This is a genomic window from Mesorhizobium sp. M0909 (assembly GCF_040319515.1).
Classification (GTDB): Bacteria; Pseudomonadota; Alphaproteobacteria; order Rhizobiales; family Rhizobiaceae; genus Mesorhizobium.
In genome coordinates this window covers 197,370-222,800 of record NZ_JAMYOA010000004.1, presented here as the reverse complement: position 1 = coordinate 222,800, position 25,431 = coordinate 197,370, and the positions used below count along the sequence as shown (strand labels likewise).

The 25,431-nt window shown below is 64.1% G+C and carries 27 protein-coding genes and 1 pseudogene; 18 read left to right on the top strand and 10 right to left on the bottom strand.

Annotated features, from left to right (window positions below; translation table 11 throughout):
* Window positions 1-12: 12 nt before the first annotated feature.
* A complete protein-coding gene (locus NKH83_RS07820; protein WP_352476827.1) occupies window positions 13-972 on the bottom strand; it encodes a TAXI family TRAP transporter solute-binding subunit in 960 nt (319 codons plus the stop codon).
* 237 nt (window positions 973-1,209) lie between these two features.
* On the opposite strand from NKH83_RS07820, the gene NKH83_RS07815 reads away from it, so the two are divergent.
* Both NKH83_RS07815 and NKH83_RS07810 read left to right on the top strand, forming a co-directional pair.
* Window positions 1,210-1,578 carry a YciI family protein gene (locus NKH83_RS07815; RefSeq protein WP_352648462.1) on the top strand — a complete coding sequence of 123 codons (369 nt, stop codon included), beginning with the start codon at window positions 1,210-1,212 and terminating at the stop codon, window positions 1,576-1,578.
* Between the two features lie 7 nt (window positions 1,579-1,585).
* Window positions 1,586-2,842, top strand: a complete 1,257-nt coding sequence (locus NKH83_RS07810) for an RNA polymerase sigma factor (protein ID WP_352803050.1) — start codon at window positions 1,586-1,588, stop codon at window positions 2,840-2,842.
* Between the two features lie 15 nt (window positions 2,843-2,857).
* Here the strand turns inward: NKH83_RS07810 and NKH83_RS07805 are convergent, their stop codons facing one another.
* From NKH83_RS07805 to hrcA, 6 genes are all read right to left on the bottom strand, one after another.
* The gene (locus NKH83_RS07805; protein ID WP_352476830.1) at window positions 2,858-3,481 is read right to left on the bottom strand and encodes a glutathione S-transferase family protein; all 624 of its coding nucleotides are present in this window, start codon (window positions 3,479-3,481) and stop codon (window positions 2,858-2,860) included.
* A 140-nt stretch (window positions 3,482-3,621) separates the two neighbouring features.
* Entirely contained in the window at window positions 3,622-4,602 is a 981-nt protein-coding gene (gene cysK / locus NKH83_RS07800; RefSeq protein WP_352803048.1) for a cysteine synthase A, read from the bottom strand.
* 153 nt (window positions 4,603-4,755) lie between these two features.
* Window positions 4,756-5,373, bottom strand: a complete 618-nt coding sequence (locus NKH83_RS07795; RefSeq protein ID WP_352803045.1) for a LysE family translocator — start codon at window positions 5,371-5,373, stop codon at window positions 4,756-4,758.
* Between the two features lie 87 nt (window positions 5,374-5,460).
* Window positions 5,461-6,816 carry a PQQ-dependent sugar dehydrogenase gene (locus tag NKH83_RS07790; protein ID WP_352803042.1) on the bottom strand — a complete coding sequence of 452 codons (1,356 nt, stop codon included), beginning with the start codon at window positions 6,814-6,816 and terminating at the stop codon, window positions 5,461-5,463.
* Between the two features lie 100 nt (window positions 6,817-6,916).
* The gene (locus NKH83_RS07785) at window positions 6,917-7,114 is read right to left on the bottom strand and encodes a hypothetical protein (protein WP_254818005.1); all 198 of its coding nucleotides are present in this window, start codon (window positions 7,112-7,114) and stop codon (window positions 6,917-6,919) included.
* A gap of 33 nt (window positions 7,115-7,147) precedes the next feature.
* Window positions 7,148-8,260: a heat-inducible transcriptional repressor HrcA gene (hrcA, locus tag NKH83_RS07780; protein ID WP_254818004.1), complete on the bottom strand. Its 1,113-nt coding sequence runs from the start codon at window positions 8,258-8,260 to the stop codon at window positions 7,148-7,150.
* A 145-nt stretch (window positions 8,261-8,405) separates the two neighbouring features.
* Here hrcA and rph point away from each other — a divergent pair, with 145 nt between their 5' ends.
* The 5 genes and pseudogenes from rph to NKH83_RS07755 all read left to right on the top strand — a co-directional run bounded on the left by rph (window position 8,406) and on the right by NKH83_RS07755 (window position 11,713).
* A complete protein-coding gene (rph, locus tag NKH83_RS07775; RefSeq protein ID WP_352803037.1) occupies window positions 8,406-9,122 on the top strand; it encodes a ribonuclease PH in 717 nt (238 codons plus the stop codon).
* Window positions 9,123-9,154: 32 nt separating this feature from the next.
* Entirely contained in the window at window positions 9,155-9,565 is a 411-nt protein-coding gene (locus NKH83_RS07770; RefSeq protein ID WP_254818002.1) for a VOC family protein, read from the top strand.
* Complete coding sequence (rdgB, locus tag NKH83_RS07765) at window positions 9,565-10,242, top strand: RdgB/HAM1 family non-canonical purine NTP pyrophosphatase (RefSeq protein WP_352802308.1); 678 nt, start codon at window positions 9,565-9,567, stop codon at window positions 10,240-10,242. Before NKH83_RS07770 ends, rdgB begins: the two co-directional genes overlap by 1 nt.
* Entirely contained in the window at window positions 10,239-11,402 is a 1,164-nt protein-coding gene (gene hemW / locus NKH83_RS07760) for a radical SAM family heme chaperone HemW (protein ID WP_352802306.1), read from the top strand. Before rdgB ends, hemW begins: the two co-directional genes overlap by 4 nt.
* Window positions 11,403-11,406: 4 nt before the next feature.
* Window positions 11,407-11,713, top strand: a pseudogene (locus NKH83_RS07755) (low molecular weight protein tyrosine phosphatase family protein).
* Between the two features lie 259 nt (window positions 11,714-11,972).
* Here NKH83_RS07755 and NKH83_RS07750 read toward each other — a convergent pair.
* Window positions 11,973-12,158, bottom strand: a complete 186-nt coding sequence (locus tag NKH83_RS07750) for a hypothetical protein (protein WP_352803033.1) — start codon at window positions 12,156-12,158, stop codon at window positions 11,973-11,975.
* Between the two features lie 161 nt (window positions 12,159-12,319).
* Here NKH83_RS07750 and rsmI point away from each other — a divergent pair, with 161 nt between their 5' ends.
* From rsmI to NKH83_RS07730, 4 genes are all read left to right on the top strand, one after another.
* A complete protein-coding gene (gene rsmI / locus NKH83_RS07745; protein ID WP_352803031.1) occupies window positions 12,320-13,246 on the top strand; it encodes a 16S rRNA (cytidine(1402)-2'-O)-methyltransferase in 927 nt (308 codons plus the stop codon).
* Window positions 13,239-13,616, top strand: a complete 378-nt coding sequence (locus NKH83_RS07740; RefSeq protein WP_023678973.1) for a YraN family protein — start codon at window positions 13,239-13,241, stop codon at window positions 13,614-13,616. Before rsmI ends, NKH83_RS07740 begins: the two co-directional genes overlap by 8 nt.
* Before the next feature lie 192 nt (window positions 13,617-13,808).
* Window positions 13,809-14,780 (top strand): complex I NDUFA9 subunit family protein, encoded by a 972-nt coding sequence (locus NKH83_RS07735; protein ID WP_352802300.1) that lies wholly within the window; start codon window positions 13,809-13,811, stop codon window positions 14,778-14,780.
* Between the two features lie 83 nt (window positions 14,781-14,863).
* A complete protein-coding gene (locus NKH83_RS07730) occupies window positions 14,864-15,100 on the top strand; it encodes a metallothionein (RefSeq protein ID WP_023678971.1) in 237 nt (78 codons plus the stop codon).
* Between the two features lie 138 nt (window positions 15,101-15,238).
* Here the strand turns inward: NKH83_RS07730 and NKH83_RS07725 are convergent, their stop codons facing one another.
* A complete protein-coding gene (locus NKH83_RS07725; protein ID WP_352803027.1) occupies window positions 15,239-16,489 on the bottom strand; it encodes a flavin-containing monooxygenase in 1,251 nt (416 codons plus the stop codon).
* A 94-nt stretch (window positions 16,490-16,583) separates the two neighbouring features.
* Complete coding sequence (locus NKH83_RS07720; protein WP_352803024.1) at window positions 16,584-17,390, bottom strand: undecaprenyl-diphosphate phosphatase; 807 nt, start codon at window positions 17,388-17,390, stop codon at window positions 16,584-16,586.
* Between the two features lie 161 nt (window positions 17,391-17,551).
* On the opposite strand from NKH83_RS07720, the gene NKH83_RS07715 reads away from it, so the two are divergent.
* The 7 genes from NKH83_RS07715 (at window position 17,552) to dapB (ending at window position 25,412) form a co-directional block, all read left to right on the top strand.
* On the top strand, window positions 17,552-18,244 hold the full coding sequence (locus tag NKH83_RS07715; protein ID WP_254817994.1) for a glutathione S-transferase family protein: 693 nt from the start codon (window positions 17,552-17,554) through the stop codon (window positions 18,242-18,244).
* A complete protein-coding gene (gene queG / locus NKH83_RS07710; protein ID WP_352802295.1) occupies window positions 18,225-19,385 on the top strand; it encodes a tRNA epoxyqueuosine(34) reductase QueG in 1,161 nt (386 codons plus the stop codon). Before NKH83_RS07715 ends, queG begins: the two co-directional genes overlap by 20 nt.
* Window positions 19,382-20,290 carry an SDR family oxidoreductase gene (locus NKH83_RS07705; protein ID WP_352802293.1) on the top strand — a complete coding sequence of 303 codons (909 nt, stop codon included), beginning with the start codon at window positions 19,382-19,384 and terminating at the stop codon, window positions 20,288-20,290. The genes queG and NKH83_RS07705 overlap by 4 nt, the downstream gene beginning before the upstream one ends.
* Before the next feature lie 65 nt (window positions 20,291-20,355).
* Window positions 20,356-21,441, top strand: a complete 1,086-nt coding sequence (gene mepA / locus NKH83_RS07700; RefSeq protein ID WP_352477090.1) for a penicillin-insensitive murein endopeptidase — start codon at window positions 20,356-20,358, stop codon at window positions 21,439-21,441.
* Window positions 21,442-21,562: 121 nt separating this feature from the next.
* Window positions 21,563-22,588: a glucokinase gene (locus NKH83_RS07695; RefSeq protein ID WP_352476847.1), complete on the top strand. Its 1,026-nt coding sequence runs from the start codon at window positions 21,563-21,565 to the stop codon at window positions 22,586-22,588.
* Between the two features lie 119 nt (window positions 22,589-22,707).
* Complete coding sequence (locus NKH83_RS07690; protein WP_254817989.1) at window positions 22,708-24,567, top strand: ABC transporter ATP-binding protein; 1,860 nt, start codon at window positions 22,708-22,710, stop codon at window positions 24,565-24,567.
* 20 nt (window positions 24,568-24,587) lie between these two features.
* On the top strand, window positions 24,588-25,412 hold the full coding sequence (dapB, locus tag NKH83_RS07685; protein WP_352477091.1) for a 4-hydroxy-tetrahydrodipicolinate reductase: 825 nt from the start codon (window positions 24,588-24,590) through the stop codon (window positions 25,410-25,412).
* The last annotated feature ends 19 nt before the right edge of the window (window positions 25,413-25,431 follow it).

Sequence of the window (25,431 nt, the reverse complement as noted above, 5' to 3'; positions counted from 1 at the left end):
AGGCGAGGCTCCTTACTTCACCAATCCCTTTTCCTTGTAATACCTCTCGGCGCCTGGATGCAGCGGCACCGGCATGCCGTCGAGCGCCTTGGCGGGGTCGATCGCCTTGGCGGCGGCGTGGGCAGCGGTGAGCTGGTCGAGATGCTCGAACAGCAATTTGGTCATCTGGTAGGCGGTCCCGTCAGGGACATCGGCGCTGGTGATCAGGAAATTGCCGACGGCGGCGGTCGCAACATCCTCGGTCTGGCCCTCATAGGTGCCCTTGGGGATGACCACGGAAAGATAGGGCGAGCCGATCTTGGCGACGTCCTCCGCCGGCACGGCAACGATGTTTACCGGCACCGAGGTGGCGAGGTCACGGATCGATGCGACCCCAAGGCCCGCCGACTGCAGCGTGGCGTCGAGCTGGCGGTTCTTGATCAACTCTACGGATTCGGCAAAGGGCAGATATTCGATCCGCCCGAGGTCTTCGTATTTCAGCCCGGCAGCGGCGAAAATGGTGCGGGCGTTGAGCTCGGTGCCTGAGGCCGGCGCGCCGACCGAAAGGCTCTTGCCCTTGAGATCGGCGAGCGTCTTGATGCCGGATTCCTTGCTGGCGACGATCTGGATATAATTGGGATAGATGGCCGCAATGCCGCGCAGCTTGTCGAGCTTGCCTGGGAAGCCTGCTTCGGTGTTGCCTTCGGCGGCCAGCTTGACGGAATCGCCGAGCGCAAAGGCGATCTCGCCCTTGCCCTGCTGCAGCAGGTTGAGGTTTTCGACCGACGCTTTCGTCGCCTGCACCTGGGTGCGCGCGCCTTCGATGCCCTTGCCGTAGATTTCCGACAGCGCCACGCCGAGCGGATAGTAGACGCCCGACGTGCCGCCGGTCAGCACGTTGATGAATTCCTGTGCCTTGACCGATATCGCGCCAAGGCCAAGCGACAGCGCTATCGCGCCGGCGGCAACGAACTTCGTCCTGAAATTGAGCATTCGGTTTCCTCCCTGAAGTATCTGCCGCACTCTCCTCGTCAGCGCGATCCGGGACGAGTTTAGAGAGCGGACGGGAAATGCCAACCCGCAATTGTCGCCATTAGACGAACGGTTGAGCTTGCGTGAAATGCCATGGGAGCCGAAAGATTTTTGCAGCGCCTGTCGAAATCGGGCGAGGCCGCGCGACATACGTTCGGCCCGCAACGGAGCGGCCTTCGAGAAAAACAGGAGAAGACCATGCGATACATGCTTTTGATCTATGCGAACGAAGCCGCGATGGCGGCCGCGCCGACGGAGAAGACCTATGAAATCAGTGCAGCCTATGGAGCCTATACCGAGGCGTTGAAGAAATCCGGAGCGTGGCTGGCCGGCGACCGGTTGAAGCCGACCCAGACCGCCACCACGGTGCGGATGGCCAACGGCAAGACCAATGTGCTCGACGGTCCCTATGCCGACACCAAGGAGCAGCTCGCCGGCTTCTACATGATCGAGGCTGAGGACGCCGACGCAGCAATTGCCTGGGCGGCTCGCTGCCCGGGTGCCAGCACCGGCACGATCGAGGTGCGGCCGATCTGGGAAATGACCGAGTACCCATCCCAGAAGTGACCGTGTGATGGACAGTCGTCCGGAGATCGCGCGGGCGGCGGCGGAAGCGGCCGCCCGGCAAAGCTACGGCAAGCTGGTCGCGTATCTCGCCGCGCGCACACGCGACGTGGCCGCTGCCGAGGACGCCTTGGCAGATGCCTTTGCAGCGGCGCTCGAGCGTTGGCCACAGGCGGGCGTGCCCGACAAGCCGGACGCCTGGCTGCTGGTGGTGGCACGCAAGCGCTGCGTCGACGCGGTCAGACGGCGACTGACAAGCGAGGCGGCCCGCGACCACCTTAGGCTGATCGCCGAGGAGATGGAGGCACGCATGGTCGACGAAGACCTGCCGGACGAGCGGCTCCGGCTGATGTTTGCCTGCGCCCATCCGGCGATCGAGGCCGGCGTCCGCGCGCCGCTGATCCTGCAGACGGTCCTGGGCTTCGACGCAGCGACGATCGCCTCGGCTTTCCTTGTCTCGCCAGCCACGATGAGCCAGCGCCTGGTGCGCAACAAGACGCGAATTCGCGAGACAGGTATTCCGTTCCGCGTGCCGGAGCGGGCCGAACTCGGCGAGCGGCTGGGCACCGTTCTGGAAGCAATCTACGCGGCGTTTGCCGAAGGCTGGTCCGACCCGGCCGGCACCGAAACGCGGCGCCGCAACCTCGCGACAGAAGCCATCTGGCTCGGCCGTCTGATGGCCACGCTGATGCCGGACGAGCCGGAGGCGCTCGGCCTTTTGGCGCTGATGCTGTTCGCCGAAGCGCGGCGCGCGGCGCGGCGCAATGCGGCGGGCGATTATGTGCCGCTGGCCGAGCAGGATCTTGCACTTTGGGACGATACACTGATCGATGAAGCGGAGACGCTGCTCGGGCGCGCCGCGGCCAAGGGCGTTGTCGGCCGCTACCAGCTCGAGGCCGCCGTGCAGTCCGCCCATGCGACAAGACGGCTGACCGGCGGCACCGACTGGGTCGCGATCAAGGAGCTCTATAACGCGCTGTCGGTGATTGCCGGCTCGCCGGTGGTTTCGATCAACCGTGCGGTAGCCATTGCCGAGGCCGAAGGTGCCTCGGCAGGATTGGGCGCCCTTGATCAACTCAGCGGCGATAAGCGGCTGTATGACTATCAACCTTACTGGGCCGCCCGCGCGGGCCTGCTGGCCAGGCTCGGCAAAGTTCCGCAGGCGAGCGAGGCCTATGACCGGGCTATCGGCCTCGAACGCGATCCAGCCGTGCGCCGGTTCCTGCAGGAACGACGGGCAGAGCTCGGCCGCGCGGAAAAAGACTGAGACAAGGCGGAGTGCTCAGGCCGGCCACATGTTGTGGGAAGCATTCAGCCTCTTCATCACCCGATGTTCCCGCAAATTGGCCCACAGGCGTTCGATGTTCGGCCAAGCGGTTGGAACCTTCGCGACCTCCGGATGCCAGGCCACCAACATGACGAGATAGATGTCGGCCAGCGAGAGTTGGTCGCCGGCCAGCCAGTCGCGGCCGTCGAGGGCGGCATCGAGAATGGCGAAGCTGCGATCCATTTCCGAGAAGGCCGCCTGTTTGAGGGCGTCCACGCCAGCGGCGTCGGCCGTGTAGCGATGCGCGTAGAAGAACCGCAGGTTGGCTGGATAGATGACGGAGGACATGAAAAACATCCAGCGCAGGAAATCCGCACGGTCAGGCGAACTTGCCGCGGGCGCCAGTCCTGCTTCCGGGTGGCGCTCGGCCAGCAGGATGCAGATCGCCGCGGATTCGGTCATCGAGCGTCCGTCCGGCAAGATCAGCACCGGCACCTGGTTCAAGGGGCTGATATCAAGAAAGGCCTGATCGAGGCGGCCCTTCGGAACGTCGACCTGGTGGAAAGGCACGCCTGCCAAAGCGAGCGCCGCCTCGACGACAAAGCCGCCGGTATTGGCACGCGTATAGAGCTTATACATGAAGTCCTCCACCTGCCGGGCAGCGACGATTTGGTGGTTTTTTCAGCGGTCCACGCCGAAGCGTCGATACAGAATGTTTGATGCCGGAGGGGCAGCGCGAAGGATCGCTACAACCGGTCAAACACTCTCGTGTCCAGACTCTAAGTCCCCAATCCCTCGAACAGGATAGTCGAGAGATAGCGCTCGGCGAAGGAGGGGATGACGACGACGAGAGTCTTGCCCTTGTTCTCGGGCCGCGAGCCGACGACGATCGCCGCTTGCAGGGCGGCACCCGACGAAATGCCGACCGGCACACCTTCGAGCCGAGCGACGAGCCGTGCATTGGCAACCGAATCCTCGTTCGAAACCTTGACGATCTCGTCGTAGATCGTCGTATCGAGGATTTTTGGCGCGAAGCCGGCGCCAATGCCCTGGATCTTGTGCGGGCCTGGCTGGCCGCCCGACAGCACCGGCGAGGCTTCCGGTTCGACGGCGACGACATGCACCGAGGGCTTGCGCTTCTTCAGCACCTGTCCGACGCCGGTGATGGTGCCGCCGGTCCCGATGCCGGCAACGAAGATATCGACTTCGCCATTGGTGTCGTTCCAGATTTCCTCGGCCGTGGTGCGGCGATGGATTTCCGGATTGGCCGGGTTTTCGAATTGCTGCGGAATGACGGCGTCGGGCAGTGTTGCCGCCAGTTCGTCGGCCTTGGCGATGGCGCCCTTCATGCCTTTCGGCCCTTCGGTCAGCACCAGCTCGGCACCGAGCAGTGCCAGCATCTTGCGGCGTTCGACGGACATGGTTTCAGGCATGGTCAGGATCAGCTTGTAGCCCTTGGCGGCGGCGGCAAAGGCGAGCGCGATGCCGGTATTGCCCGAGGTCGGCTCGATCAGCGTGGTCTTGCCGGGTGTAATCCTGCCCGAAGCCTCCAATGCCTCGATCATCGAGACGCCGATGCGGTCCTTGACCGAGGCGATCGGGTTGAAGAATTCGAGCTTGGCCAGCAGATTGGCGACGACGCCCTTCTCCCTGGCGAATTTATCCAGCCGCACCAGCGGCGTGTCGCCGATCGTCTCGGTGATCGAATTGTAGATGCGGCCGCGGCCGGGCACGTGTGTGTGGGTGGCGGGCTTGTTCATTGGTTTTCCTCCCAGAGGTCAAGCGGCAAGAGCCGGGCGGGCATAGGATAGAGCCATCCACCGCGCAAGATAGGCACGTTCGAAAAATATCCGAGTGACGTTCGTGCTGAATACCGGCGCCTTGCAGGGCGTTGGGCGGATTGGCGAAGAGATCTACTGGCGGGCGGCAATTGCCGCCGCCGCACCGACCATGAAGCCGGCGGCGGTGCGGTTGAGTGCCCTCAGCGCCCGCGGCGACTTCAGGAACCAGCGCGCCTTGGCCGCCAGCGCCAGATAGGGCACCAGCACCACGAGCAGAACGATGATAGTGAGCGCGACCAGGATGCCGTAATCGGCCAGTGTGATCGTCTTCAGATCGACGATGGTCGGGGTGATGGCGAGATAGAAGATCATCGTCTTCGGATTGCCGAGTGTGACGGCGAGACCGGCTACAAAGCTGGATGCCAAGCCGCCTTTGCCTTTCTTCGCCTCTACCGTTTCGGGCGTGATGCCGCTCGTCCAGAAACGCCAGCCAAGAAAAGCGAGGTAGGCGACGCCCAGCCATTTGATGGCCAGGAAGATCACGCCGAACGTCTGTGCGACGAAAGCCAGGCCGAGCACCACGGCAGTCAAATAGGTCAGGTCGCCGAGCATCAGCCCGAACGACATGGCCAGCGACGAGCGGAAGCCGGAACCCAGCGCACGCGCAACAAGCGCGGTGACGCCTGGGCCGGGGATGGCTGCCGCGATGCCGAGGGCGGCGCTATAGGCGAGGAACCCCGTGAGCGTCATGGTTCGCGCTTGTCGCACAATGTTGAAGTTGGGTGAATTCCCTCCGGCCGAATTCGATTGCGCCAGCGCAGCAGGCGACGCCGCCGTTCAGGAGCGGCCGTCTTCGTAGGTAACGCGCCAGATGGTGCCGTTACCGTCCTCGGTGACGATCAGGGAGCCGTCCTTGGCCATGGCGACACCGACAGGGCGGCCCCAGACGGCGTCGTTCGAGATGACGAAGCCGGTCATGAAGTCCTCATACTCGCCGGTCGGCTTGCCATCCCTGAATTTGAGCCTCACCACCTTGTAGCCGGTCCTGGCGCCACGGTTCCACGAACCATGCATGGTGACGAAAGCATCCCCCCGGTAATCCGCCGGAAAGTTCTCGCCGTAGTAGAAGGCTATGTTCATCGGCGCCGAATGCGCCTGCATCAACACGTCGGGGACAGTGGCCTTGCCGGCGAGGTCTGGCCGCTCCCCCTGATGGCGCGGATCCTCGTGATTGCCGATGTAGTACCAAGGCCAACCATAGAACGCACCGTCCTTGACTTCAGTTGCAAACTCGAACGGCACATTGTCACCGAGCTCGTCACGCTCGTTGACGACGCACCACAACGCGCCGCTGGCGGGCTGCACCGTCATGCCCGTACAGTTGCGCAGGCCGGTGGCGACAGTTCGGGGATTTTTCCCGTCCGGGTCAAAGGCGAGCACATCGGCACGGCCCTCCTCGGGGCCCCAGGCCGCCCCGAGCGGCTTTGATTTCGCCCAGGCGTCGAGGCCGCCATCCGGCTGCCTGTCCATGTCCTCGGCGACATTCGAGTCCGAGCCAACCGATAAAAAAAGCGTCTTGCCGTCAAGCGAGAAGGCGATGTCGCGGGTCGAGTGACCGCCCGACGGGATTTTGGCGACAATGGTTTCCGGTTTACCGGACGCCTTCAGGTCACCGTCGCGATAGGGGAAGCGGACGATGCTGTCGCTGTTTGCGACATAGACCCATTGCGGCTTGCCGCCTGGCGGATAGAAGGCGATGCCGTATGGATAGTTGAGGCCTTGGGCGAAAATCGCTTTCTCGATGGGTTTGGCGCGGCCCTCGGCCAGACGGTAGACGCGTATTTGGTCGGCATGGCCGTTTGCGATGAACAGGTCGCCGTTCGGAGCGACGCGAACGACGCGCGGATTATAGAGTCCGGAGGCGATCATTTCGGCCGAAAAGCCCGGCGGCAATTCTGGCTCGGCGCTTTCGGGCCGTTCCGCCACGCCGCCGCCGTTCGAAGCGGATTGAGCGGGGTCGGCTGCCGGCATGTCTTGCGGCCCGATCAGGCGGCGGACGCCAGGCCTGTCGGCGTGCCAATCGCCAAAAGCGGCTTCGCCTTTGAGCACCTTTTGATCCGCCTGCTGGGCGGCTGCCGGTGTCGCGGCAAGGAGGGCAACGGCAACGGCCGCAAAGCCGCCAGATCGGATCATTAACGTCCTCCGAGGTTTGCCTCGAAGAGGACAAACGGGATCAAGCATTGGTCGTTCCAAGCGGTCGTCCAGCACACGAGGATTTGAAGCCGAACCCCGTTCAGTTGCCAGAGGCGTAGAAGTCGTCGTCGAGGCGCTTTTCCAGCGCGACCAGATCGGCCGGCAGCGGCAGGCCCATGGCCCGCATCTCTTGCAGCTTCTCACGCAACTGCTCTTGCACCTCGTGCTGATCCTCAGGCTGATTGACCATTTCCTCGAGCAGTAGGCTGATCTGGGCCTTGAACGATTCCAGCGCCATTCTTTTTCTCCTTGCGGCAAGCCGCGGCGGCTCCTAGCGCAGCATGCGCGAAATCAGCTGCGCGGTATAGTCGACCATCGGTACTATGCGCGCATAATTCAGCCGCGTCGGCCCGATGACGCCGAGCGCACCGACGACGCGCGCGTCCTTGTCGCGATAGGGTGCCACCACCAGCGAGGAGCCCGACAGCGAAAACAGCTTGTTTTCCGAACCGATGAATATGCGCACCCCCGGGCCTTCCTCGGCGAGGTCGAGGAGCTGGATCAGCCCATCCTGCGTCTCCAGATCCTCGAACAGATGCCGCAGCAATTCTATGTCGGCCTGGGCGGTGACGTTTTCCAGGAGATTGGCGCGGCCGCGCACGATAAGCCGCCCAGGCACCCCGCTTTCGGCGCCTGCCCAGACCGCCAGGCCCTTCTCGACCAGATCCTGCGACAGCGTGTCGAGGGCTGCCCTGGTCTCCTCCTTGATGCGGGCGATCTCGACCCGGGCCTCGGCCAGGGTGCGGCCGCGGATATGGGCGTTGAGGAAGTTGGAGGCTTCGTGCAATTGCGAGACGGTGATGCCGGCGGGCAGATCGATGACGCGATTTTCGACGTCGCCGTTCTGCGAGACCAGCACGGCCAGCGCCTTGGTCGGCTCGAGCTGGATGAATTCGATGTGCTTCAGCGCCGCCTCATTTTTGGCGGCGAGCACGAGGCCGGCGCCGCGCGACATGCCGGACAGCATCTGGCTGGCCTCGGTCAGCATATGCTCCAGCGTCGCGCCCGAGCCGGAGGCGCGCACCTGCGCCTCGATGGTGCGGCGCTCCTCGTCGGAGAGGTCGCCGAGTTCCATGAATGCATCGACGAAGAAGCGCAAGCCGGCCTGGGTCGGCAGCCGGCCAGCCGAGATGTGCGGCGCGTAGATCAGGCCGAGATGCTCGAGGTCGCTCATCACGTTGCGGATGGTGGCCGGCGACAGCGATGACGGCAGGATGCGCGACAGACTGCGCGAACCGACCGGCTCGCCATCCCGCAAATAGGAATCGACGATGCGCCGGAAGATGTCGCGCGAACGCATATCGAGCGATTGAAGCGCGGGCGGTTGAAGTGCCGGCGACGAGAGCACTGGCGACTGCGAACCGGGATCGACTACCTTGGTCATTCGAGCCAAAAACCTCCGGTCCGAAGATATAGACTTCCGCGGCGTCGGCGCAACCGGTCCATTTTCCTTTGCGCCTCACGCCCCGTGCGGCTACAAGCCGGCCAAGATTCCCCGGCCAAGATTCCGAAGAAAGAAAGAAGCCTGAATGCGCCCTTCCAAACGCCAATTCGACGAAATGCGCCCCATCTCCTTCGAGCGCAGCGTCTCCAAGCATGCGGAAGGCTCGTGCCTGGTGAAGTTCGGCGACACGCATGTGCTGTGTACGGCCAGCCTGGAGGAAAAGGTGCCGGGCTGGATGCGCAACTCCGGCAAGGGCTGGGTGACGGCGGAATACGGCATGCTGCCGCGTTCGACCGGCGAGCGCATGCGCCGCGAGGCTTCGGCCGGCAAACAAGGCGGCCGCACGCTGGAGATCCAGCGGCTGATCGGCCGCTCCCTGCGCGCCGTGGTCGATCTGCAGGCGCTCGGTGAGCAGCAGATCACCGTCGACTGCGACGTGATCCAGGCCGACGGCGGCACGCGCACCGCTTCGATCACCGGCGGCTGGGTGGCGCTCTACGACTGCCTGCGCTGGATGGAAGCCCGCCAGATGGCGAGCCTGGGCAAGGTGCTTAAGGATCACGTCGCGGCGATCTCCTGCGGCATCCATGATGGGCAGCCGGTCATCGATCTCGACTATATCGAGGATTCCTCGGCCGGCACCGACGCCAATTTCGTCATGACCGGCAAGGGCGGTATCGTCGAGATCCAGGGCACAGCCGAGGGCGAGCCGTTCTCGGAAGAGCAGTTCGCGGCGCTGATGGGGCTCGCCAAAAAAGGCATTCAGCGCCTGGTCAGCTTGCAGCAGATGGCCGTGGCTTAGCTGCGGTCAATATTGAAGAGATTGGCGATCCTGTGACCCCTTCAGCAATCCTGGAATCAGCACTCTACGTGACGGACCTTGCTGCCGCGGAACGGTTCTATTCGGGCGTCCTCGGGCTCGATCTGCTCGGTAAGGTCGATGGCAGGCATCTCTTCTTCCGCTGCGGCGACGGCGTGCTGCTTATCTTCAATGCCGAGGCGACCAAGGTGCCGCCGCGGGCCGACGCCAAGCTGCCCGTGCCGCCGCATGGCACGGTCGGCGAGGGCCATCTTTGCTTCGCCGCAAGCGCGGATGAAATCCCACGCTGGAAAGCGCATCTTGAGGCGAAGAAAATCGCCATCGAAAGCGAGTTCGAATGGCCGCAGGGCGGCCGCTCGATCTATATTCGCGACCCCTCGGGCAATTCGATCGAGTTCGCCGAGCCAAGAATCTGGGGCATCTGATGCATTCGCCGACTGTTCATTCGCCAGCTGTTCATTCGCTTGACGGGCATAAGATCGTCGTCGCCAGCCATAACGCCGGCAAATTGCGGGAATTCGCCGATCTGATGGCGCCATTCGGCATCGAAGCGAAGTCCGCAAAGGAATACGGCTTGCCGGAGCCGGACGAGACCGGCACCACTTTCGAGCAGAACGCCCTCATAAAGGCCTTGGCCGCCGCCAAGGCAACTGGATTGCCGGCGCTGTCGGACGATTCCGGCCTGTGTGTCGATGCGCTCGACGGCGCACCCGGCGTCTACACCGCCAACTGGGCCGAGACGCCGGACGGCTCCCGCGACTTCGGCATGGCCATGCAGCGCACGGAAGTGGCCTTGCAAGAAGTTGGCGCGATCACGCCTGCCCAGCGCAAGGGCCGCTTTGTCGCGGTCATCTGCCTTGCCTTCCCCGATGGCCAGGCGGAATATTTTCGCGGTGAGGTCGTGGGCACGCTGGTATGGCCGCCGCGCGGCGAGCTCGGCTTCGGCTACGATCCGGTGTTCTTGCCCGATGGGTTCGAAAGGACCTTCGGCGAGATGAGCGCGGAGGAAAAGCATGGCTGGAAGCCCGGCCAGCCAACCGCATTGTCGCACCGTGCCCGTGCTTTCCAGAAATTCGCCCAAGCCCGATTGGCCGGCGCATGACCATGCTGCTCGACCGCAGCCCCGGTTTCGGCGTCTACGTCCACTGGCCGTTCTGCGCGGCCAAATGCCCCTATTGCGACTTCAACAGCCATGTCCGCCACCAGCCGGTCGACCAGGAGCGTTTTGCCCGCGCCTTCGAGACCGAGCTGGCGACGATGCGCGGCCGCACCGGGCCGCGCGAGGTGACCAGCATCTTTCTTGGCGGCGGCACGCCGTCGCTGATGAAGCCGCAGACCGTGGCGGCGGTGCTGGATGCAGTGGCGAAGAACTGGTCGGTGCCTGATGGCATCGAGGTGACGCTGGAGGCCAATCCGTCCTCGGTCGAGGCCGAGCGCTTTCGCGGCTATCGCGCGGCCGGCGTCAACCGGGTGTCGCTTGGCGTGCAGGCGCTGAACGACAAGGATCTGCGCTTCCTCGGCCGTTTGCACAATGTCGATGAGGCCCTGCATGCGATCGGCCTGGCGCGCGAGATATTCCCACGGCTGTCGTTCGACCTGATCTACGCGCGACCCGGTCAGACGCCGGAAGCGTGGCAGGCGGAGCTCGAGCAGGCGATCGGCCACGCCGCAGACCATCTGTCGCTCTATCAGCTGACCATCGAGGAAGGCACGCCGTTCCATGCACTGCATGCGGCAAGGAAATTCATCATTCCAGACAATGAGCTTGCCGCCGATCTCTACGCGTTAACGCAGGAGATCACCGCCGCGCGCGGACTGCCGGCCTACGAAATTTCCAACCACGCCAGGCCCGGCGCCGAAAGCCGGCACAATCTCACCTACTGGCGTTATGGCGAATATGTCGGCGTCGGTCCCGGCGCGCATGGCCGGTTCGTCGAAAATGGCCGCCGCGTGGTGACGATCGCCGAGAAAATGCCGGAGACCTGGGCCAATCTGGTCGAGGCCAAGAGCCATGGCGTTACCGGCGGCGAGATCCTGACGCGATCGGAAGAAGCCGACGAGTTCCTGCTGATGGGGCTGAGGCTGGCGGAAGGCATCGACCTTTCCCGCTACGAGGCATTTTCAGGGCGCGGCCTGTCGACGGCACGGCTGTCGGTGCTGCAGGACGAAGGCCTGGTGGCACCGATCGGCAATGCCCGCCTGCGCGCCACGCCGGCCGGCATGATCGTGCTCGATGCGGTCGTGGCGGATTTGGCCAGATAGCACGTTGAAGAACGTTCTCTTCATCTGCAGCCAGAATCGCTTGCGCAGCCCGACGGCGGAGCAGGTGTTTTCCAAGCGGCGGGACATCGAGGTCGCTTCGGCCGGCACTAATGACGCATGAACTCGTCGCCCGGGCCGACATCACCTTCGTGATGGAAAAAACGCACCGCGCCAAACTGCAGCAGAAATTCAAGACAAGCCTGAAAAAGGCTCGAGTAATCTGCCTCGATATTCCCGACGACTATGCATTCATAGACCCGGCTCTGGTGGGCCTGCTGGAGGCCCGTGTCTCGAAGTATCTGGGTGAATGATAGATCGCGGAGCATTCGCAACCGCGCTTCGAGAACTGTCTCGACCGATTGCTAAGGTTTGCGGGGTCAAGCCTCGTGCTTGTGGCGGTGTTTGGCGCGATCTTTTTCGCTGGTCTCTCCGGAACGGGCCGGCTTGATCTCGCTTTTGTCGCGCGAGGCACGGTGCTGGTCGTCTGTGGAATGTGGCGCTGCGCCATCGCGGGCGCTTTTTGTTTCGAGGCGGGTGATGAAAATGTCGAAGCGATTGGGCATCGTCCGGTCAGTGCTCCATCGTGCGGTCGGTTTCGTTTGCTTGCTTGCTCTCGGCCGATCGCTGGCGTGCAAGCGGCTTCTTGGCTCTGCGATCTGCGGCTTCGGCAGGCAGGCTCTTGTCGCATGGCGCGGCGAAGCGTTTGCGGCCGGCATAGTAGGGTTCGAAAACGTCCTGTATGGTCAGGCTGTTCATCCTGCTCCTCCCGAGATCAGGTGTAAAATTCGCCGGCAACGGTTTCGTTCCCTACTATGGCGAAGGCATGGCGGCTGGTTCACGTCGGCATCCCTTTTGGAACCCGGGCTTTTGCAAGCAAGCGTGAGCCGTGCCAAACAGGGTCGAACGGAGTTGTGCAGGTGACCGGCGAATCGGCCAAACGCAGTTATGTGGTCGGGCAGACCGAAATCGCCGCCCGGCCGCTCGAGCCGGCGCTCTACCTGGTGGCGACGCCTATCGGCAATCTCGCTGACATCACGCTGCGCGCGCTGGAAACGCTCGCCGCCGCCGATATCGTCGCTTGCGAGGACACACGAGTCAGCCGCGTGCTGCTCGACCGCTACGGCATCCGCCGCCGCACCACCGCCTACCACGAGCACAATGCCGGCGAGGCCGGACCGAAGTTGATCGCGGCGCTGCTGGCCGGCCGAAGCCTACCGCTGATCTCGGATGCCCGAACGCCGCTCATCTCCGACCCCGGCTACCGGCTGGTCGGTGAGGCGCTGGAACGCGGCATTCGTGTCGTGCCGATCCCCGGCCCATCAGCAGCACTTGCCGCAGTGACGGCATCCGGCCTGCCCTCGGACGCGTTTCTGTTTGCCGGCTTCCTGCCGGTGAAGACCGGGCAGCGGCTGACGCGGCTGGAAGCGCTGAAGGCGGTGCCGGCAACGTTGATCTTCTTCGAATCGCCGCGCCGGCTGGCCGAGACGCTCAGTGCCATGGTCGAGGTGCTGGGCGGTGCCCGCAAGGCGGCGGTCGGCCGCGAGCTGACCAAGACTTTCGAGGAGATGCGGACCGGCACCCTGCAATCGCTCGCCGGCCATTATGCGGGAGCCGATACGCCCAAGGGTGAAATCGTCATCTGCGTCGGCCCGGCCGATGCGGTCGCTGATGAGCCAGAAGACATCGACCGGCTGCTGCTTTCGCTCGCCGCCGAGATGCCGGCCTCCAAGGCAGCGGCGGAAGCCGCCAAGATGACGGGTGGCCAGAAGCAGGCGCTCTATCGTCGGCTGCTCGACCTCAAGAATGCTGGAAGAGACGGGGCCGGCGGAGACGGCGATGGCTGAACGGCCGAGCGCCAGCCGGCAAAAGGCCTACCGGCGCGGCCATCACGGCGAATGGCTGGCGGCGGCGGCGCTGATGCTGAAAGGCTACCGAATTCTTGCCCGCCGCCACCGCACCAGGTTCGGCGAGATCGACCTGATCGCGCGGCGTGGCGATCTGGTGCTGATCGTCGAGGTCAAGGCGCGCCGCACGCTGATGGAGGCAATGGAAGCCGTCGGTCGCGAATCGGAGCACCGCATCGAAGGCGCCGCCGATTTCTGGCTGTCGCGCCAATCCGACTACGGAAAATTATCGGTGCGCTTCGACATGGTGGCGGTGCTGCCGTGGCGCTGGCCGGTGCATGTCGAGAATGTGTTTTACGGGCGAAACTAGGCCATTCTCGAAGTGGGGCCGTTTTGCTGCGCCTGCGGTTCAGATCATGGTTTGCCGATCTGTCAAACATCCGCCCAGCGCTGACTGGAACAAAAGCGTTCCTGCGTTGTTCCTCAATCGTCCTGATGTTCGACGGGCTGGTTCAAATGCCGGCCAGGGCAGTCCTCGTGGCAGCTATGCGAGGACAAAGGGATGGCGAGGCAAATGGATCCCGACGATCTCAACCCGGAACGGATCGTCACCGTGTTCGGCGGAACTGGCTTTCTCGGGCGCAGGATCGTGAAGCGGCTCCTGGAAAGAGGTTTCACGGTGCGCGCCGCATCTCGCCATCCGGCTCGCGTGGCCCTGGTCTTCTCCTCGATTACAAGGATGCCCGAAGCAGTCGAGGCGGATATAACGGATGCGTCCTCGATCCGGTCGGCCATTGCCGGATCGCGGGCGGTCGTGAATGCCGTCAGTCTTTACGTCGAGCAGGGCGTCCAGACCTTTGAACGCGTGCATGTGAAAGCCGCGGGCGATCTCGCTGCCGCGTCGCGCGACCGCGCGATCGACCAGTTCGTCCAGATTTCGGGGATCGGCTCCGATCCTCAATCGGATTCGAATTACATAAGGGCGCGTGGGCGCGGAGAAGGTGCCGTGGAAAGCGCATTTCCCGGCGCTTTCATTGTGCGTCCCGCCGTCATGACAGGACCTGACGACGCTTTCCTGACAACCATTGTGAGGCTGATACGCCTCCTGCCGGTCTATCCGCTGTTCGGCGATGGAGGCACACGGCTTCAGCCGGTCCATGTGGCAGACGTCGCAGAAGCAGTGAGCCGGCTGATCGACGGGCGAAGCCACAAGGGTTCATCCATATTCGAATTCGGTGGCCCGCGCATCTACACCTATAAGGAACTGCTTCGGGAGATCGCCCGACAGCTCGGTACGCACGTCCAGCTGATGCCGGTGCCGTTTGCGGTATGGAACGCCTTGGCTGGCGTCGCGGAACTCCTCCCGGCTGCCCCCATAACGCGCAACCAGGTCGATCTCATGCGTCAGGACAATGTGGCAGCAATCGACGTGCCTGGCCTGAAGGAACTCGACATCGAGCCGCGGGGTATCGACGAGGTGATCCGTGCGATCGAACAGCGTCGTGGCACAGGCTCGCGGTCGTCTCCGCCTTAGGACGGCCCCCTGATCCTGGCGGGAACCTATCGCCGCGCGGCAGGTTGGTCGAGCTTGGAGCCAGTGAAAGAAGGAAAAGAACCATGGCCAGATGCGATCAATGCGGGAATGACTACGACAAGGCTTTCAACGTGACGATGGCCGAGGAGACCTACACATTCGACAGCTTCGAATGCGCGGTCCAGAAACTTGCTCCGACGTGTCCGCATTGCGGATGCCGGATCATCGGACATGGCGTCGAACAGGATGACATCATCTACTGCTGCGCACATTGCGCCGCGGAAGAAGGCGCGAGCGCGCTGACCGATCGTGCGCCTTGACGCACCTCCTTTTGGCGTCTCCAGGTCGACCATTCCGAACGACTGTGCCGGCTCGGTCCGCTAGGCAGCGTGCGTCGTCTTGATCGCGCCAGAGCTGTCATGTTCTTGCAGTTCAAGAACCCGCGTTCGACGGCTGGTTTAGACGCCGTTCCGTGGCAAGTCGGCTCGCGCTTGGACAAGTCGCTCCACGATGGCGGCCGCCTCCTCTGGAATGGCCGGTATGGTGCCCGACTTCCGCGTCGATCCGAAATCGAGGCCGGCGAAAAACAGACCTGGAACAGCGCCGACGCCATCCTCGTGGACGGGCTGGCCGGCTGCATCGAGCGCGCCGGGAAGCCGAACCCATGAGAAATCGCCGGTGAAGCCCGTGCACCAGATCACTGATCTGATGCCGCTCGCCGTCCAGTCGAGGGAGCGGATCGGAGGATCGGGCAAGCGCGGTTCAATCGTCTCGGCCGGATCATCCTCGGCCAGTTGCGCATCGAGGCCGGCGCGCTCGATGTACTCGTCAACCAGGCGCTTGGCATTCGCGGAGACTTTGTCGGCAAATCGCATATGGTCGTCGAGCTCGTCGCCGAAGACGAGGTTGCCGTTCTCCACACCCCTGAAGTGGCCGAGCAGCACCACGCCCTGCGCGCTCAGCGATTGCAGGCTGATCGTGTGAGTCGCGCCGACCAGCGCGCGGGCCTGCAGCTTGCCGGAGGGGAGGACGAGTTCCTTGCGCGGAACGTCGAGAAAACCGGACAGCGTCAGCCATTTGAGTATGTTGCCCCCGCGGTAGCGCCGCACCCAACGGCCGTTGCGGCTGGTCGCCAAAAAGACCACACGTCCTGCCAACGCCAGATCCTCGGCGATCTGGCCGCCCGACTGGCCGCTGCCGACCACCAGCACCGCGCCACTCTCGAACTCGGCCGGGTTGCGATAAGCCGAGGAATCGACTTGGCGAATTGCGGTTGGCAAATCCGCCGACCCTGCTGGCCGGACCTGCCGATTCTGGTCGCCGGTGGCGATCACCACATTGCGCGCCAGAAATGCCCCGTCCGCCGTGGTGATGCGAAAGATCCCATCGTCTCTCGTCAGCTCTTGCACCGGAGTTTGGGTGCTTACCGGCAAGCGGTGCCGCTCGGCATAGCCTTCGAGGTATGCGACGAACTCATGGTGGGTTATCGCGCCCCAGGGCTCGGGGCCGTCGTAGGAATCACCGGGTAAGATGGAGCGGATGGTCGGCGAGTTCAGTCGAAACGAGTTCCATCGCTGCGTTCGCCACGTTTCGCCAATCCGGCCTCGATCAAGCACGCGGTGGTCGCGGCCCTGCCGTGTCAAGAAGTAGCTGACGCCGAGTCCCGCCGGACCGGCGCCAATAACGAGGGCGTCAAGAACTTCGCTCACGCATTCCCCCTGCCAACCATACGTCCACAAGATCGTATGGCTCGGCTTCGGGCAAGAATAGAGTTCCGGCTGGGATTGCGCTATCCGCGCCGGCTCACCCCCAGATTGCCAGCCCCGTCAACCCGACGATGCCGACGACCAGCCGCCACCAGCCGAACAGCGCGTAGCCATGGCGCGAGACGTAGTCGAGCAGGAAGCGCACGACGATTAGCGCGGTGACGAAGGCGGCAACGAAGCCGACTGCGATGATGGGCAAGTCGGCGCTGCTCAGCACATTGCGGTTCTTGAACAGGTCGAAGGCGAAGGCGCCGACCATCGTCGGGATGGCAAGAAAGAAGGAGAATTCCGCCGCCGCCCGCTTGTCGACGCCGAGCAGCAGCGCGCCGACGATGGTCGAGCCCGAACGCGACGTGCCGGGGATTAGCGACAAGCACTGGAACAGCCCGATCTGCAGATAAAGCCTGGTCGGAAACCGCTCGACATCGTGGTAATACGGCTTCGGCGTCATGCGATCGACCAGCAGTAGGATGACACCGCCGATGATCAGCATGATGCAGATTAGCCGCGGCGATTCGAACAGCACCGTCTTGATGAAGTCATGCGCCAGTGCGCCGATAATGGCCGCCGGCAGGAATGCGATGAGAATGCCAAGGACGAAATGCCGCGTCAGCCGATCGTAGGGCAGCTCGAGCAGCATCTTCCAGAGACGGCGGAAATAGACGCTGAGGATCGCCAATATGGCGCCGAGCTGGATCAGGATCTCGAAGGCCTTGCCGGTCGAATGAAAGCCGAGGAAATGGCCGGCGAGCAGGATATGACCGGTCGAAGACACCGGAATAAACTCGGTCAGGCCCTCGAGCATGCCGAGCAGCAGCGCTTCGACTACGGTTTGGCTTTCCATGGCAACCTCGGCGTTGGAGGGCGGGCTTGAGAAAACGGTTTGCTTGTCACGGCGCGGAACTCCCCCTATAGGTCGCAGCACCCTGACAGCCCCTGAATCGGGCGGCCAAGACTTACCGGCGCAGCCGGCGATTTGCCAGTGCGCTCTATTATCGCGGGACCATGCTGACGCTTTTCCACCATCCGATGTTCGCCAGCTGCCGCTTCGTCCGCCTCGCCTTTGGCGAGTATGCCGAGGAACTGGCGCTGATCGAAGAAAAGCCGTGGACGCGGCGCAAGGAGTTCCTGGCACTGAACCCGGCCGGCACGCTGCCGATCCTGCTTGCCGAGGGCGACGTGCCGATCGTCGGCGCGATGGTCATCGCCGAATATCTCGACGAGACGCGCGGCGTACTCAAGCGCGACAAGCGGCTGTTCGCCGAGGATCCGATGGAGCGCGCCGAAATCCGCCGGCTGACCGACTGGTACCTCAACAAGGCGGAAAGCGAGGTTACCCGGCATCTGGTGCGCGAGCGCGTCCTGAAGCCGGTCATGCCGGAAACGGCAGGCGGCGGGTCGCCCGATTCGGCGGCGATCCGCGCCGCCCGCGCCAATATCCGCCAGCATATGAAATACACCAACTGGCTGGCCGGCACCCGTCATTGGCTGGCCGGCAACAAGGTCACCTATGCCGATCTCGCGGCGGCGGCGGCACTGTCGGTGCTCGACTATCTCGGCGAGATCGACTGGCGCGAACACAGCGCCGCGCGCGAATGGTATACAAGGGTGAAATCACGGCCTTCGTTCCGGCCGCTTCTGTCCGACCGGGTGCGCGGCCTGTCGCCGGTGTCACATTATGCGGATCTCGATTTCTGATACGGCAAAGCTGCGCGCGCTCATCGACCGCGAGGCGCGGAACGCCGGCTTCGACGCCGTTGCCGTCACCACGCCCGATGCGATCCCGCAGGCACCAGAGCGGCTGGCCGAATTCGTTACCGACGGCTTTCACGGCTCGATGGGCTGGATTGCCGAAACGCTCGAGCGGCGAGGCAAACCGAGGACGCTTTGGCCAGAGGTCCGCTCGATCATCGTGCTGGCGATGAATTACGGCCCCGACCACGACCCACGCGAGGTGCTGGCGAAGCGCGACCGCGGCGCGATCTCGGCCTATGCGCAGAACCGCGACTATCATGACGTGATGAAAGGCCGGCTGAAGGAGATCGCCGGCAAGATAGTGGCGCGCGCCGGCGGTAACGTGAAAGTGTTTGTCGACACCGCACCGGTGATGGAAAAGCCGCTGGCCGAGGCGGCCGGCCTCGGCTGGCAAGGCAAGCACACCAACCTGGTTAGCCGCGCGCATGGCTCGTGGCTGTTCCTCGGCACCATCTTCACGACGGCCGAGCTGGTGCCGGACGCGCCTGAGAACGATCATTGCGGCTCCTGCCGGGCCTGCCTCGACGCCTGCCCGACCGATGCCTTTCCGGCGCCTTACCGGCTCGATGCGCGGCGCTGCATTTCATACCTCACCATCGAGAACAAAGGACCGATCCCGCATGAGTTCCGGGAAAAGATCGGCAATCGCATCTATGGCTGCGACGACTGCCTGGCCGCCTGCCCGTGGAACAAGTTCGCCCAAGCCGCTTCGGAGGCAAAGCTTGCCGCCCGCGCGGACTTGCGCGAACCGCCGATCGCCGAGCTGCTGCGTCTCGACGACACTGCCTTCCGAACGCTCTTTTCGGGCTCGCCGATCAAGCGCATCGGCCGCGACCGTTTTATCCGCAACGTGCTGATAGCGGCTGGCAATTCCCAGGACTTGTCGCTGGCCGGCGCCGTTCGCGCGCTGCTCGACGACGCCTCGCCCCTGGTTCGCGGAGCCGCGGTATGGGCGCTGTCGCGGCTGGTGCCGGGTCGGGAGTTTGCCGAACGTGCCGCAGCCGCTTTGCAGGCAGAAGATGACGAGGCGGTGAGAGGCGAATGGCTTCTGCCCCTGCCAAAGCCGATCGAGGCGCATACATGACAAAAAAGCAGATTTTCATCTTCGGCGCCGGTTATTCGGGCAAGGCCTTCGCCCGCGCCAACAGGGATGCCGACACAACGATCTTCGGTACAACACGGTCGCTGGAAAAATTCGCGGCGCTGCGGCAAGCCGGTATCGTGCCGCTGCGTTTCGATGGCACGCTGACCTCCGAAATCGGCGATGCCCTTGGGAAGACAACCCATCTCGTCGTCTCGGTCGCGCCGGACGAGGCCGGCGACCCGGTGCTGGGCGCGGCCCGTGAGGAGATCGCGGCCAACATGCCGGAGCTCGGATGGATCGCCTATCTCTCCACCGTCGGCGTCTATGGCGACCATGGCGGCAATTGGGTGGACGAGGCCGCCGAATGCCGGCCAGTATCGAAGCGATCAGCAATGAGGGTTGCCGCCGAGCAGGGTTGGCTGAAACTGGGCCACGACATCGGCCGGCCGGTGGCGATCCTGCGACTTTCCGGCATTTATGGGCCAGGCCGCAACGCAATGGTCAATCTGGAAAACGGCACCGCCCGGCGGTTGGTCAAGCCGGGCCAGGTGTTCAACCGCATCCATTGCGACGACATTGCCGGCGCGCTCTGGCATCTGGCCGAAGGCAATCGCGGCGGCATCTTCAACATCACCGACGACCTGCCGGCGCCGCCGCAGGACGTCGTCGCCTATGCCGCCCAATTGATAGGCATCGAGCCGCCGCCCGAAATTCCGTTCGAGACCGCCCAACTTTCGCCCATGGCGCGGTCTTTCTATGGCGAGAACAAGCGTGTCGCCAACGCGGCAATCAAGGCGGCCGGTTATGGCTTTCGCTTTCCCGACTATCGCTCGGCGCTCGATGCCATGTGGGCGAGCGGCGACTGGCGCGACGGTGAGGCGCGCAGCCCGATGAAACGGTCCTGATCGATACGTTGCGCGGGCTATGGTATGATGCGGTTCAAATCGCGGAGGGGTCCAGCTTGGGGAAAATGTTGAAGCGAGCCTTGCCCGGCAAAACGCTGCCGCTGACGGCAGCACTGGCCGTCGCCAGCTTGGCGGCGCTTGCAACGCAGCCAGGGAGCGCCGAGCAACGGGCAAAGGACCTGTTCGGCGCCAAAAAGCTGCCGGCACTCGCAGCAGCGCAATCGATCGGCTTCTATTCCAAAGGCTGTTTTTCCGGCGGCGTCGCCCTGCCCCTGGATGGCCGGCACTGGGAGGTGATGCGACCGTCGCGCAACCGCCGCTGGGGCCATCCGGCAATGATCGCGCTGATCGAGAAGCTGTCGCGCGATGCCGCTGCCGACGGCTGGCCGGGCCTGTTGATCGGCGACATCTCGCAACCGCGCGGCGGTCCGATGCTGACCGGCCATGCCTCGCACCAGATCGGCCTCGACGCCGACATTTGGCTGACGCCGATGCCCGACCGCAAGCTCTCGGCCGAAGAGCGCGAAAACATCAGCGCTACCTTGATGGTCGACGAAAAGACCCATCTGGTGAAGGACGGGCTGTGGACGCCGATGCATACGCGGCTGTTGAGGCGCGCCGCGAGCTATCCCGAAGTCGAGCGCATCCTGGTCAATCCCGGGATCAAGAAGAAGCTCTGCGACACGGTCAAAGGCGACCGTAGCTGGTTGCGCAAGGTCAGGCCGTTCTGGGGCCACGACTACCACTTCCACATTCGCATCGGCTGCCAGCCTGGGTCACCCGACTGCAAGGCGCAGGAAGCGACGGCGCCGGGCGATGGCTGCGACCAGGCGCTGGCCTGGTGGTTCACCGAGGAGCCGTGGCGCCCCAACAAGAACCCGGATAAGCCGAAGGCACGCGACGTGATGACGATGGCGAACCTGCCCAGGCAATGCCAGTTCGTGCTCGACGCGCCGGCTCCGCCCTCGGCGGAAGCAGTCACCTACTATGGCGACGGCGTGCCGGTTGCGGCCGCACCCGCTCCCGCGGCAGAGCCTTCGCCGCCGCCGACGCTCGCAGCCGGCGCGGCAGCGCTTCCAGCCTCGGCGAACGCCTTTATGGCGACGCCCGAGTTCGGCATTCCGCTGCCGCGGCCACGACCGGGGCACTGATGCGGGCAGCGTGTTCGCTGTCTGTATCCGTGCATCTCCACTTCGAAAACCGATTTCCCTTTTTGCGGTCATGCGCTAGTCAACGAGAGAACGGCGATACGCGTCGGGAACGGACGAGAGCATGCCAGGCGTAAGCGACGACGACACTCTGTTGCGATTTCCGATCCTGATCGGCGACATAGGCGGCACCAATGCGCGCTTCTCGATCGTACTTGATGCGAATTCCGAGCCCGGCGAGCCAACCATCGTCCAAACCGCCAACTTCAATACGATCGACGAGGCGATCCAGTCGGCCGTGCTCGACCGCTCGTCGGTCCGGCCGAATTCAGCTGTGCTGGCGGTGGCCGGCCCTGTCGAGAGCGACGAGATCCCCCTCACCAATTGCCCATGGATCGTCAAGCCGAGACAGATGTTCGCCAGTCTCGGTCTCGGCGACGTCGTGGTGCTCAACGACTTCGAGGCGCAGGCGCTGGCTGTCGTCGCGCTCGGCGAAGAGCACATGGAAAAGATCGGCGGCGACGAGCCGGAACCGAATTCCGGGCGGGTGGTGCTCGGCCCGGGAACCGGGCTCGGTGTCGCCGGGCTGGTTTATGCGCTGCATCACTGGATACCGGTGCCCGGCGAGGGCGGCCATATGGATATCGGGCCGCGCTCGCCGCGTGATTTCGAGGTGTTTCCGCATATCGAGAAGCTCGAGGGTCGCATCTCCGGCGAACAGATCCTGTCAGGACGCGGCCTGGTAAACGCCTACCGGGCGGTGGCCAAAGCGGACGGCAAGCCGTCGCCCTTCACCACGCCCGCCGAGATCACCGCCGCGGCGCTGGCAAAGAACGATCCGGTGGCCGAAGAGGCGCTGTCGATCTTCGTCACCTGTCTGGGGCGCACCGCCGGCGACCTCGCTCTGGTGTTCATGAGCCGCAGCGGTGTTTTCCTCACCGGCGGCATCGCGCAAAAAATCCTGCCGGCGCTGCGGACCGGCAGTTTCCGCGCTGCCTTCGAGGACAAGGCGCCGCACAGCGCCTTGATGCGCAGCATGCCGGTCTACGTCATCACCCATCCGCTGGCAGCGCTTTTAGGGCTGGCCGCCTATGCCAGAAATCCGTCGCTGTTCGGCGTGCAGACGGCGGGGCGACGCTGGCGGGTTTAGGACACAAGCTGCGCCGCGACGAAGTTTCGCCGTCCCCGGCCATAGGCAAGCCGCCATTGGGGCGTTAAGAGGTTGCCGAATTGCAGCCCGGCCGAACCGAAACCACAAAGCGCTCAAACGTGACACTTCCAGCACCAACCAAAGGGAAAGTCCGTCCCAGCGAGATCGTGGCTGTTATCCGCCGCATCATCGCCGAGAACAGCCGCGATTATCGCTGGTACTATGCTCTTGCCGTGCTGTGCCTGGTGACGATCGCGGCGACGACCGCCTTCACAGCCTGGATCATGAAGGATGTCATCGATCAGATCTTCTACCAACGGCGCGGCGATCTTATCGCGCTGATCAGCGTCTCGATCCTGGCCGCCTTCATGCTGCGTGGGCTGGCCAGCTACGGCCAGGCGGTGACGCTGGCCAAAATCGGCAACAATCTGGTGGCGCGCTATCAACGCCGCATCTTCGACCACCTGATGAAGCTCGGCGTCGGCTTCTTCAACGACACCCGCTCGGGCCGGCTCGCCGCGCAGATCAACGAGAACGTCAACGGCATCCGCGATCTCCTGTCGATGACGCTGACATCGCTGGCGCGCGATGCGGTATCGCTTGTCGCGCTGGTCGGCGTCATGATCTGGCAGGACCCGATGCTCTCCGCGATGTCGCTGCTGATCGGCCCGCCTTTGATCTACAGTGTCACCTATCTGATGCGCCGGGTGCGTCGCATCACCCGTGAATCGGTGCAGATCAACTCGCGGCTGATCGGCGCCATGCAGGAAGCAACGCAAGGCATCGCCATCGTCAAGGCCTTCACCCTGGAAGACGAGCTGTCGCGCCGCATCGGCGGCCTCGTCGCGGGCGCCGAGCAGCGGGCAAACAAGATCGCCCGCGTCTCGGAACGGCTGACGCCGATCTCCGAAATGCTGGCCGGCTTCGCCGTCGCCGGCGTCATCGCCTATTCCGGCTACCGGGCGACCGTCGGCGGCCAGCCGCCGGGCGCGGTGTTTGCCTTCATCACCGCCCTGCTGCTTGCCTATGACCCCGCCAGGCGGCTGGCGCGCATGCAGGTCGGCATGGAAAAGTCGCTGGTCAATGCGCGCATGATCTATGAGCTTCTCGACCTCGAGCCGCAGCAGGGTGACGTGCCGGGAGCCGCCGAGGCGAAATTCACCTCTGGCGAAGTGCGCTTCAACAACGTGTCCTTTCGCTATGTCGAAGAAGCGCCGGTCCTGCAGGATTTGAGCTTTGTCGCCGCCGCCGGCAAGGTGACCGCCATCGTCGGCGCCTCGGGCGCCGGCAAGACGACGCTGGTTGCGCTGCTGCAGCGCTTCTACGACGTCGAGTCGGGCAGCATCGAAATCGACGGTCAGGACATTTCAAAGGTCACCAAGCATTCGCTGCGCGGCTCGATCGCTTATGTTTCGCAGCAGCCCTATCTGTTCGAAGGCACCATCCGCGACAACATCCGCTACGGACGTCTGAGCGCCACCGACGCCGAGATTGAACGCGCCGCGCAACAGGCCGCGGCCGACGATTTCATCCGCCAGCAGCCGCAAGGCTACGACACACCGGTCGGCGAGAACGGCGTGACGCTGTCGGGCGGCCAGCGCCAGCGTGTATCGATTGCACGCGCCATCGTTCGGCAGGCGCCGATTCTGCTGCTCGATGAAGCCACCTCGGCGCTCGACAACGAGGCCGAGGCCCGCGTCCAGGAGGCGCTGACCCATGTCATGGAAGGGCGCACCACCATCGTCATCGCGCACCGGCTGTCGACGGTGGTCAATGCCGACCATATCATCGTGCTGGAGCAGGGCCGGCTGGTCGAACAGGGCACGCATGCCTCGTTGATGGCCGACCCGCACAGCGTCTATGCGCGGTTCCACCGGGTGCAGGGCAGGAAAGGGCTGGGGCTTGTCGATGACGCCAAGCCAATCCAGACTGCGGCGCAAAATGGTCACGCGAAACAGGCGGCCGGGAGACATGCATGAGCGACACACCGACCGTCAACATCAATGAAACGGGGGAAATGGGCCTGGTGGTGGTGGGCGCGGCCGGCCGCATGGGCCAGGCGCTGATCCGCGCCATCCACACGATACCGGGTGCCCGCGTCGCCGGCGCCATCGAGCGGGCCGGCTCGCCCCATATCGGCAAGGATGCCGGCGAGCTGGCCGGCGTCGGCAGGCTCGAGGTGGCAATCGGCGACGATCCGCTGCCGGCCTTCGCCAAGGCCGACGGCGTGCTCGATTTCACCACGCCGGCGGCGACCGTCGAATTCGCCGGCTACGCCGCGCAGGCGCGCATCGCCCATATCATCGGCACAACCGGCTGCTCCGCCGAAGACAATGCCAGGATCGCGGCGGCGGCACGGCACGCGACGATCGTCAAGTCAGGCAATATGAGCCTCGGCGTCAATCTGCTGGCAGTGCTGGTTGAGCAGGCGGCGCGCGCGCTCGACGCCGACGATTTCGACATCGAGATCCTGGAAATGCACCACCGGCACAAGGTCGATGCGCCGTCGGGCACGGCGCTGCTGCTCGGCGAAGCCGCCGCTGCCGGGCGCGGGGTAGCACTTGCCGGCAACGATGTTCGCGTGCGCGACGGCCATACCGGCGTGCGCAAGAGCGGCTCGATTGGTTTCGCCAGCTTGCGTGGCGGCTCGGTGGTCGGCGATCACAGTGTGGTGCTGGCCGGTACCGGCGAGCGCATCACGCTCGCCCACCACGCCGAAGACCGGGCAATCTTTGCCCGCGGCGCGGTCAAGGCAGCCCTGTGGGCGCGCGGCCGCAAGCCGGGCCTCTATTCGATGCGGGACGTGCTCGGCCTGACAAGCTGATCCACAGACTTGGCTGATC

Excerpts from the sequence above, each read along its gene's own strand:
- NKH83_RS07820 (WP_352476827.1), bottom strand. The coding sequence starts at position 972 with ATGCTCAATTTCAGGACGAAGTTCGTTGCCGCCGGCGCGATAGCGCTG.
- NKH83_RS07815 (WP_352648462.1), top strand. The coding sequence starts at position 1,210 with ATGCGATACATGCTTTTGATCTATGCGAACGAAGCCGCGATGGCGGCC.
- NKH83_RS07810 (WP_352803050.1), top strand. The coding sequence starts at position 1,586 with ATGGACAGTCGTCCGGAGATCGCGCGGGCGGCGGCGGAAGCGGCCGCC.
- NKH83_RS07805 (WP_352476830.1), bottom strand. The coding sequence starts at position 3,481 with ATGTATAAGCTCTATACGCGTGCCAATACCGGCGGCTTTGTCGTCGAG.
- cysK (WP_352803048.1), bottom strand. The coding sequence starts at position 4,602 with ATGAACAAGCCCGCCACCCACACACACGTGCCCGGCCGCGGCCGCATC.
- NKH83_RS07795 (WP_352803045.1), bottom strand. The coding sequence starts at position 5,373 with ATGACGCTCACGGGGTTCCTCGCCTATAGCGCCGCCCTCGGCATCGCG.
- NKH83_RS07790 (WP_352803042.1), bottom strand. The coding sequence starts at position 6,816 with ATGATCCGATCTGGCGGCTTTGCGGCCGTTGCCGTTGCCCTCCTTGCC.
- NKH83_RS07785 (WP_254818005.1), bottom strand. The coding sequence starts at position 7,114 with ATGGCGCTGGAATCGTTCAAGGCCCAGATCAGCCTACTGCTCGAGGAA.
- hrcA (WP_254818004.1), bottom strand. The coding sequence starts at position 8,260 with ATGACCAAGGTAGTCGATCCCGGTTCGCAGTCGCCAGTGCTCTCGTCG.
- rph (WP_352803037.1), top strand. The coding sequence starts at position 8,406 with ATGCGCCCTTCCAAACGCCAATTCGACGAAATGCGCCCCATCTCCTTC.
- rdgB (WP_352802308.1), top strand. The coding sequence starts at position 9,565 with ATGCATTCGCCGACTGTTCATTCGCCAGCTGTTCATTCGCTTGACGGG.
- hemW (WP_352802306.1), top strand. The coding sequence starts at position 10,239 with ATGACCATGCTGCTCGACCGCAGCCCCGGTTTCGGCGTCTACGTCCAC.
- NKH83_RS07750 (WP_352803033.1), bottom strand. The coding sequence starts at position 12,158 with ATGAACAGCCTGACCATACAGGACGTTTTCGAACCCTACTATGCCGGC.
- NKH83_RS07740 (WP_023678973.1), top strand. The coding sequence starts at position 13,239 with ATGGCTGAACGGCCGAGCGCCAGCCGGCAAAAGGCCTACCGGCGCGGC.
- NKH83_RS07735 (WP_352802300.1), top strand. The coding sequence starts at position 13,809 with ATGGCGAGGCAAATGGATCCCGACGATCTCAACCCGGAACGGATCGTC.
- NKH83_RS07730 (WP_023678971.1), top strand. The coding sequence starts at position 14,864 with ATGGCCAGATGCGATCAATGCGGGAATGACTACGACAAGGCTTTCAAC.
- NKH83_RS07720 (WP_352803024.1), bottom strand. The coding sequence starts at position 17,390 with ATGGAAAGCCAAACCGTAGTCGAAGCGCTGCTGCTCGGCATGCTCGAG.
- NKH83_RS07715 (WP_254817994.1), top strand. The coding sequence starts at position 17,552 with ATGCTGACGCTTTTCCACCATCCGATGTTCGCCAGCTGCCGCTTCGTC.
- queG (WP_352802295.1), top strand. The coding sequence starts at position 18,225 with ATGCGGATCTCGATTTCTGATACGGCAAAGCTGCGCGCGCTCATCGAC.
- NKH83_RS07705 (WP_352802293.1), top strand. The coding sequence starts at position 19,382 with ATGACAAAAAAGCAGATTTTCATCTTCGGCGCCGGTTATTCGGGCAAG.
- mepA (WP_352477090.1), top strand. The coding sequence starts at position 20,356 with ATGTTGAAGCGAGCCTTGCCCGGCAAAACGCTGCCGCTGACGGCAGCA.
- NKH83_RS07695 (WP_352476847.1), top strand. The coding sequence starts at position 21,563 with ATGCCAGGCGTAAGCGACGACGACACTCTGTTGCGATTTCCGATCCTG.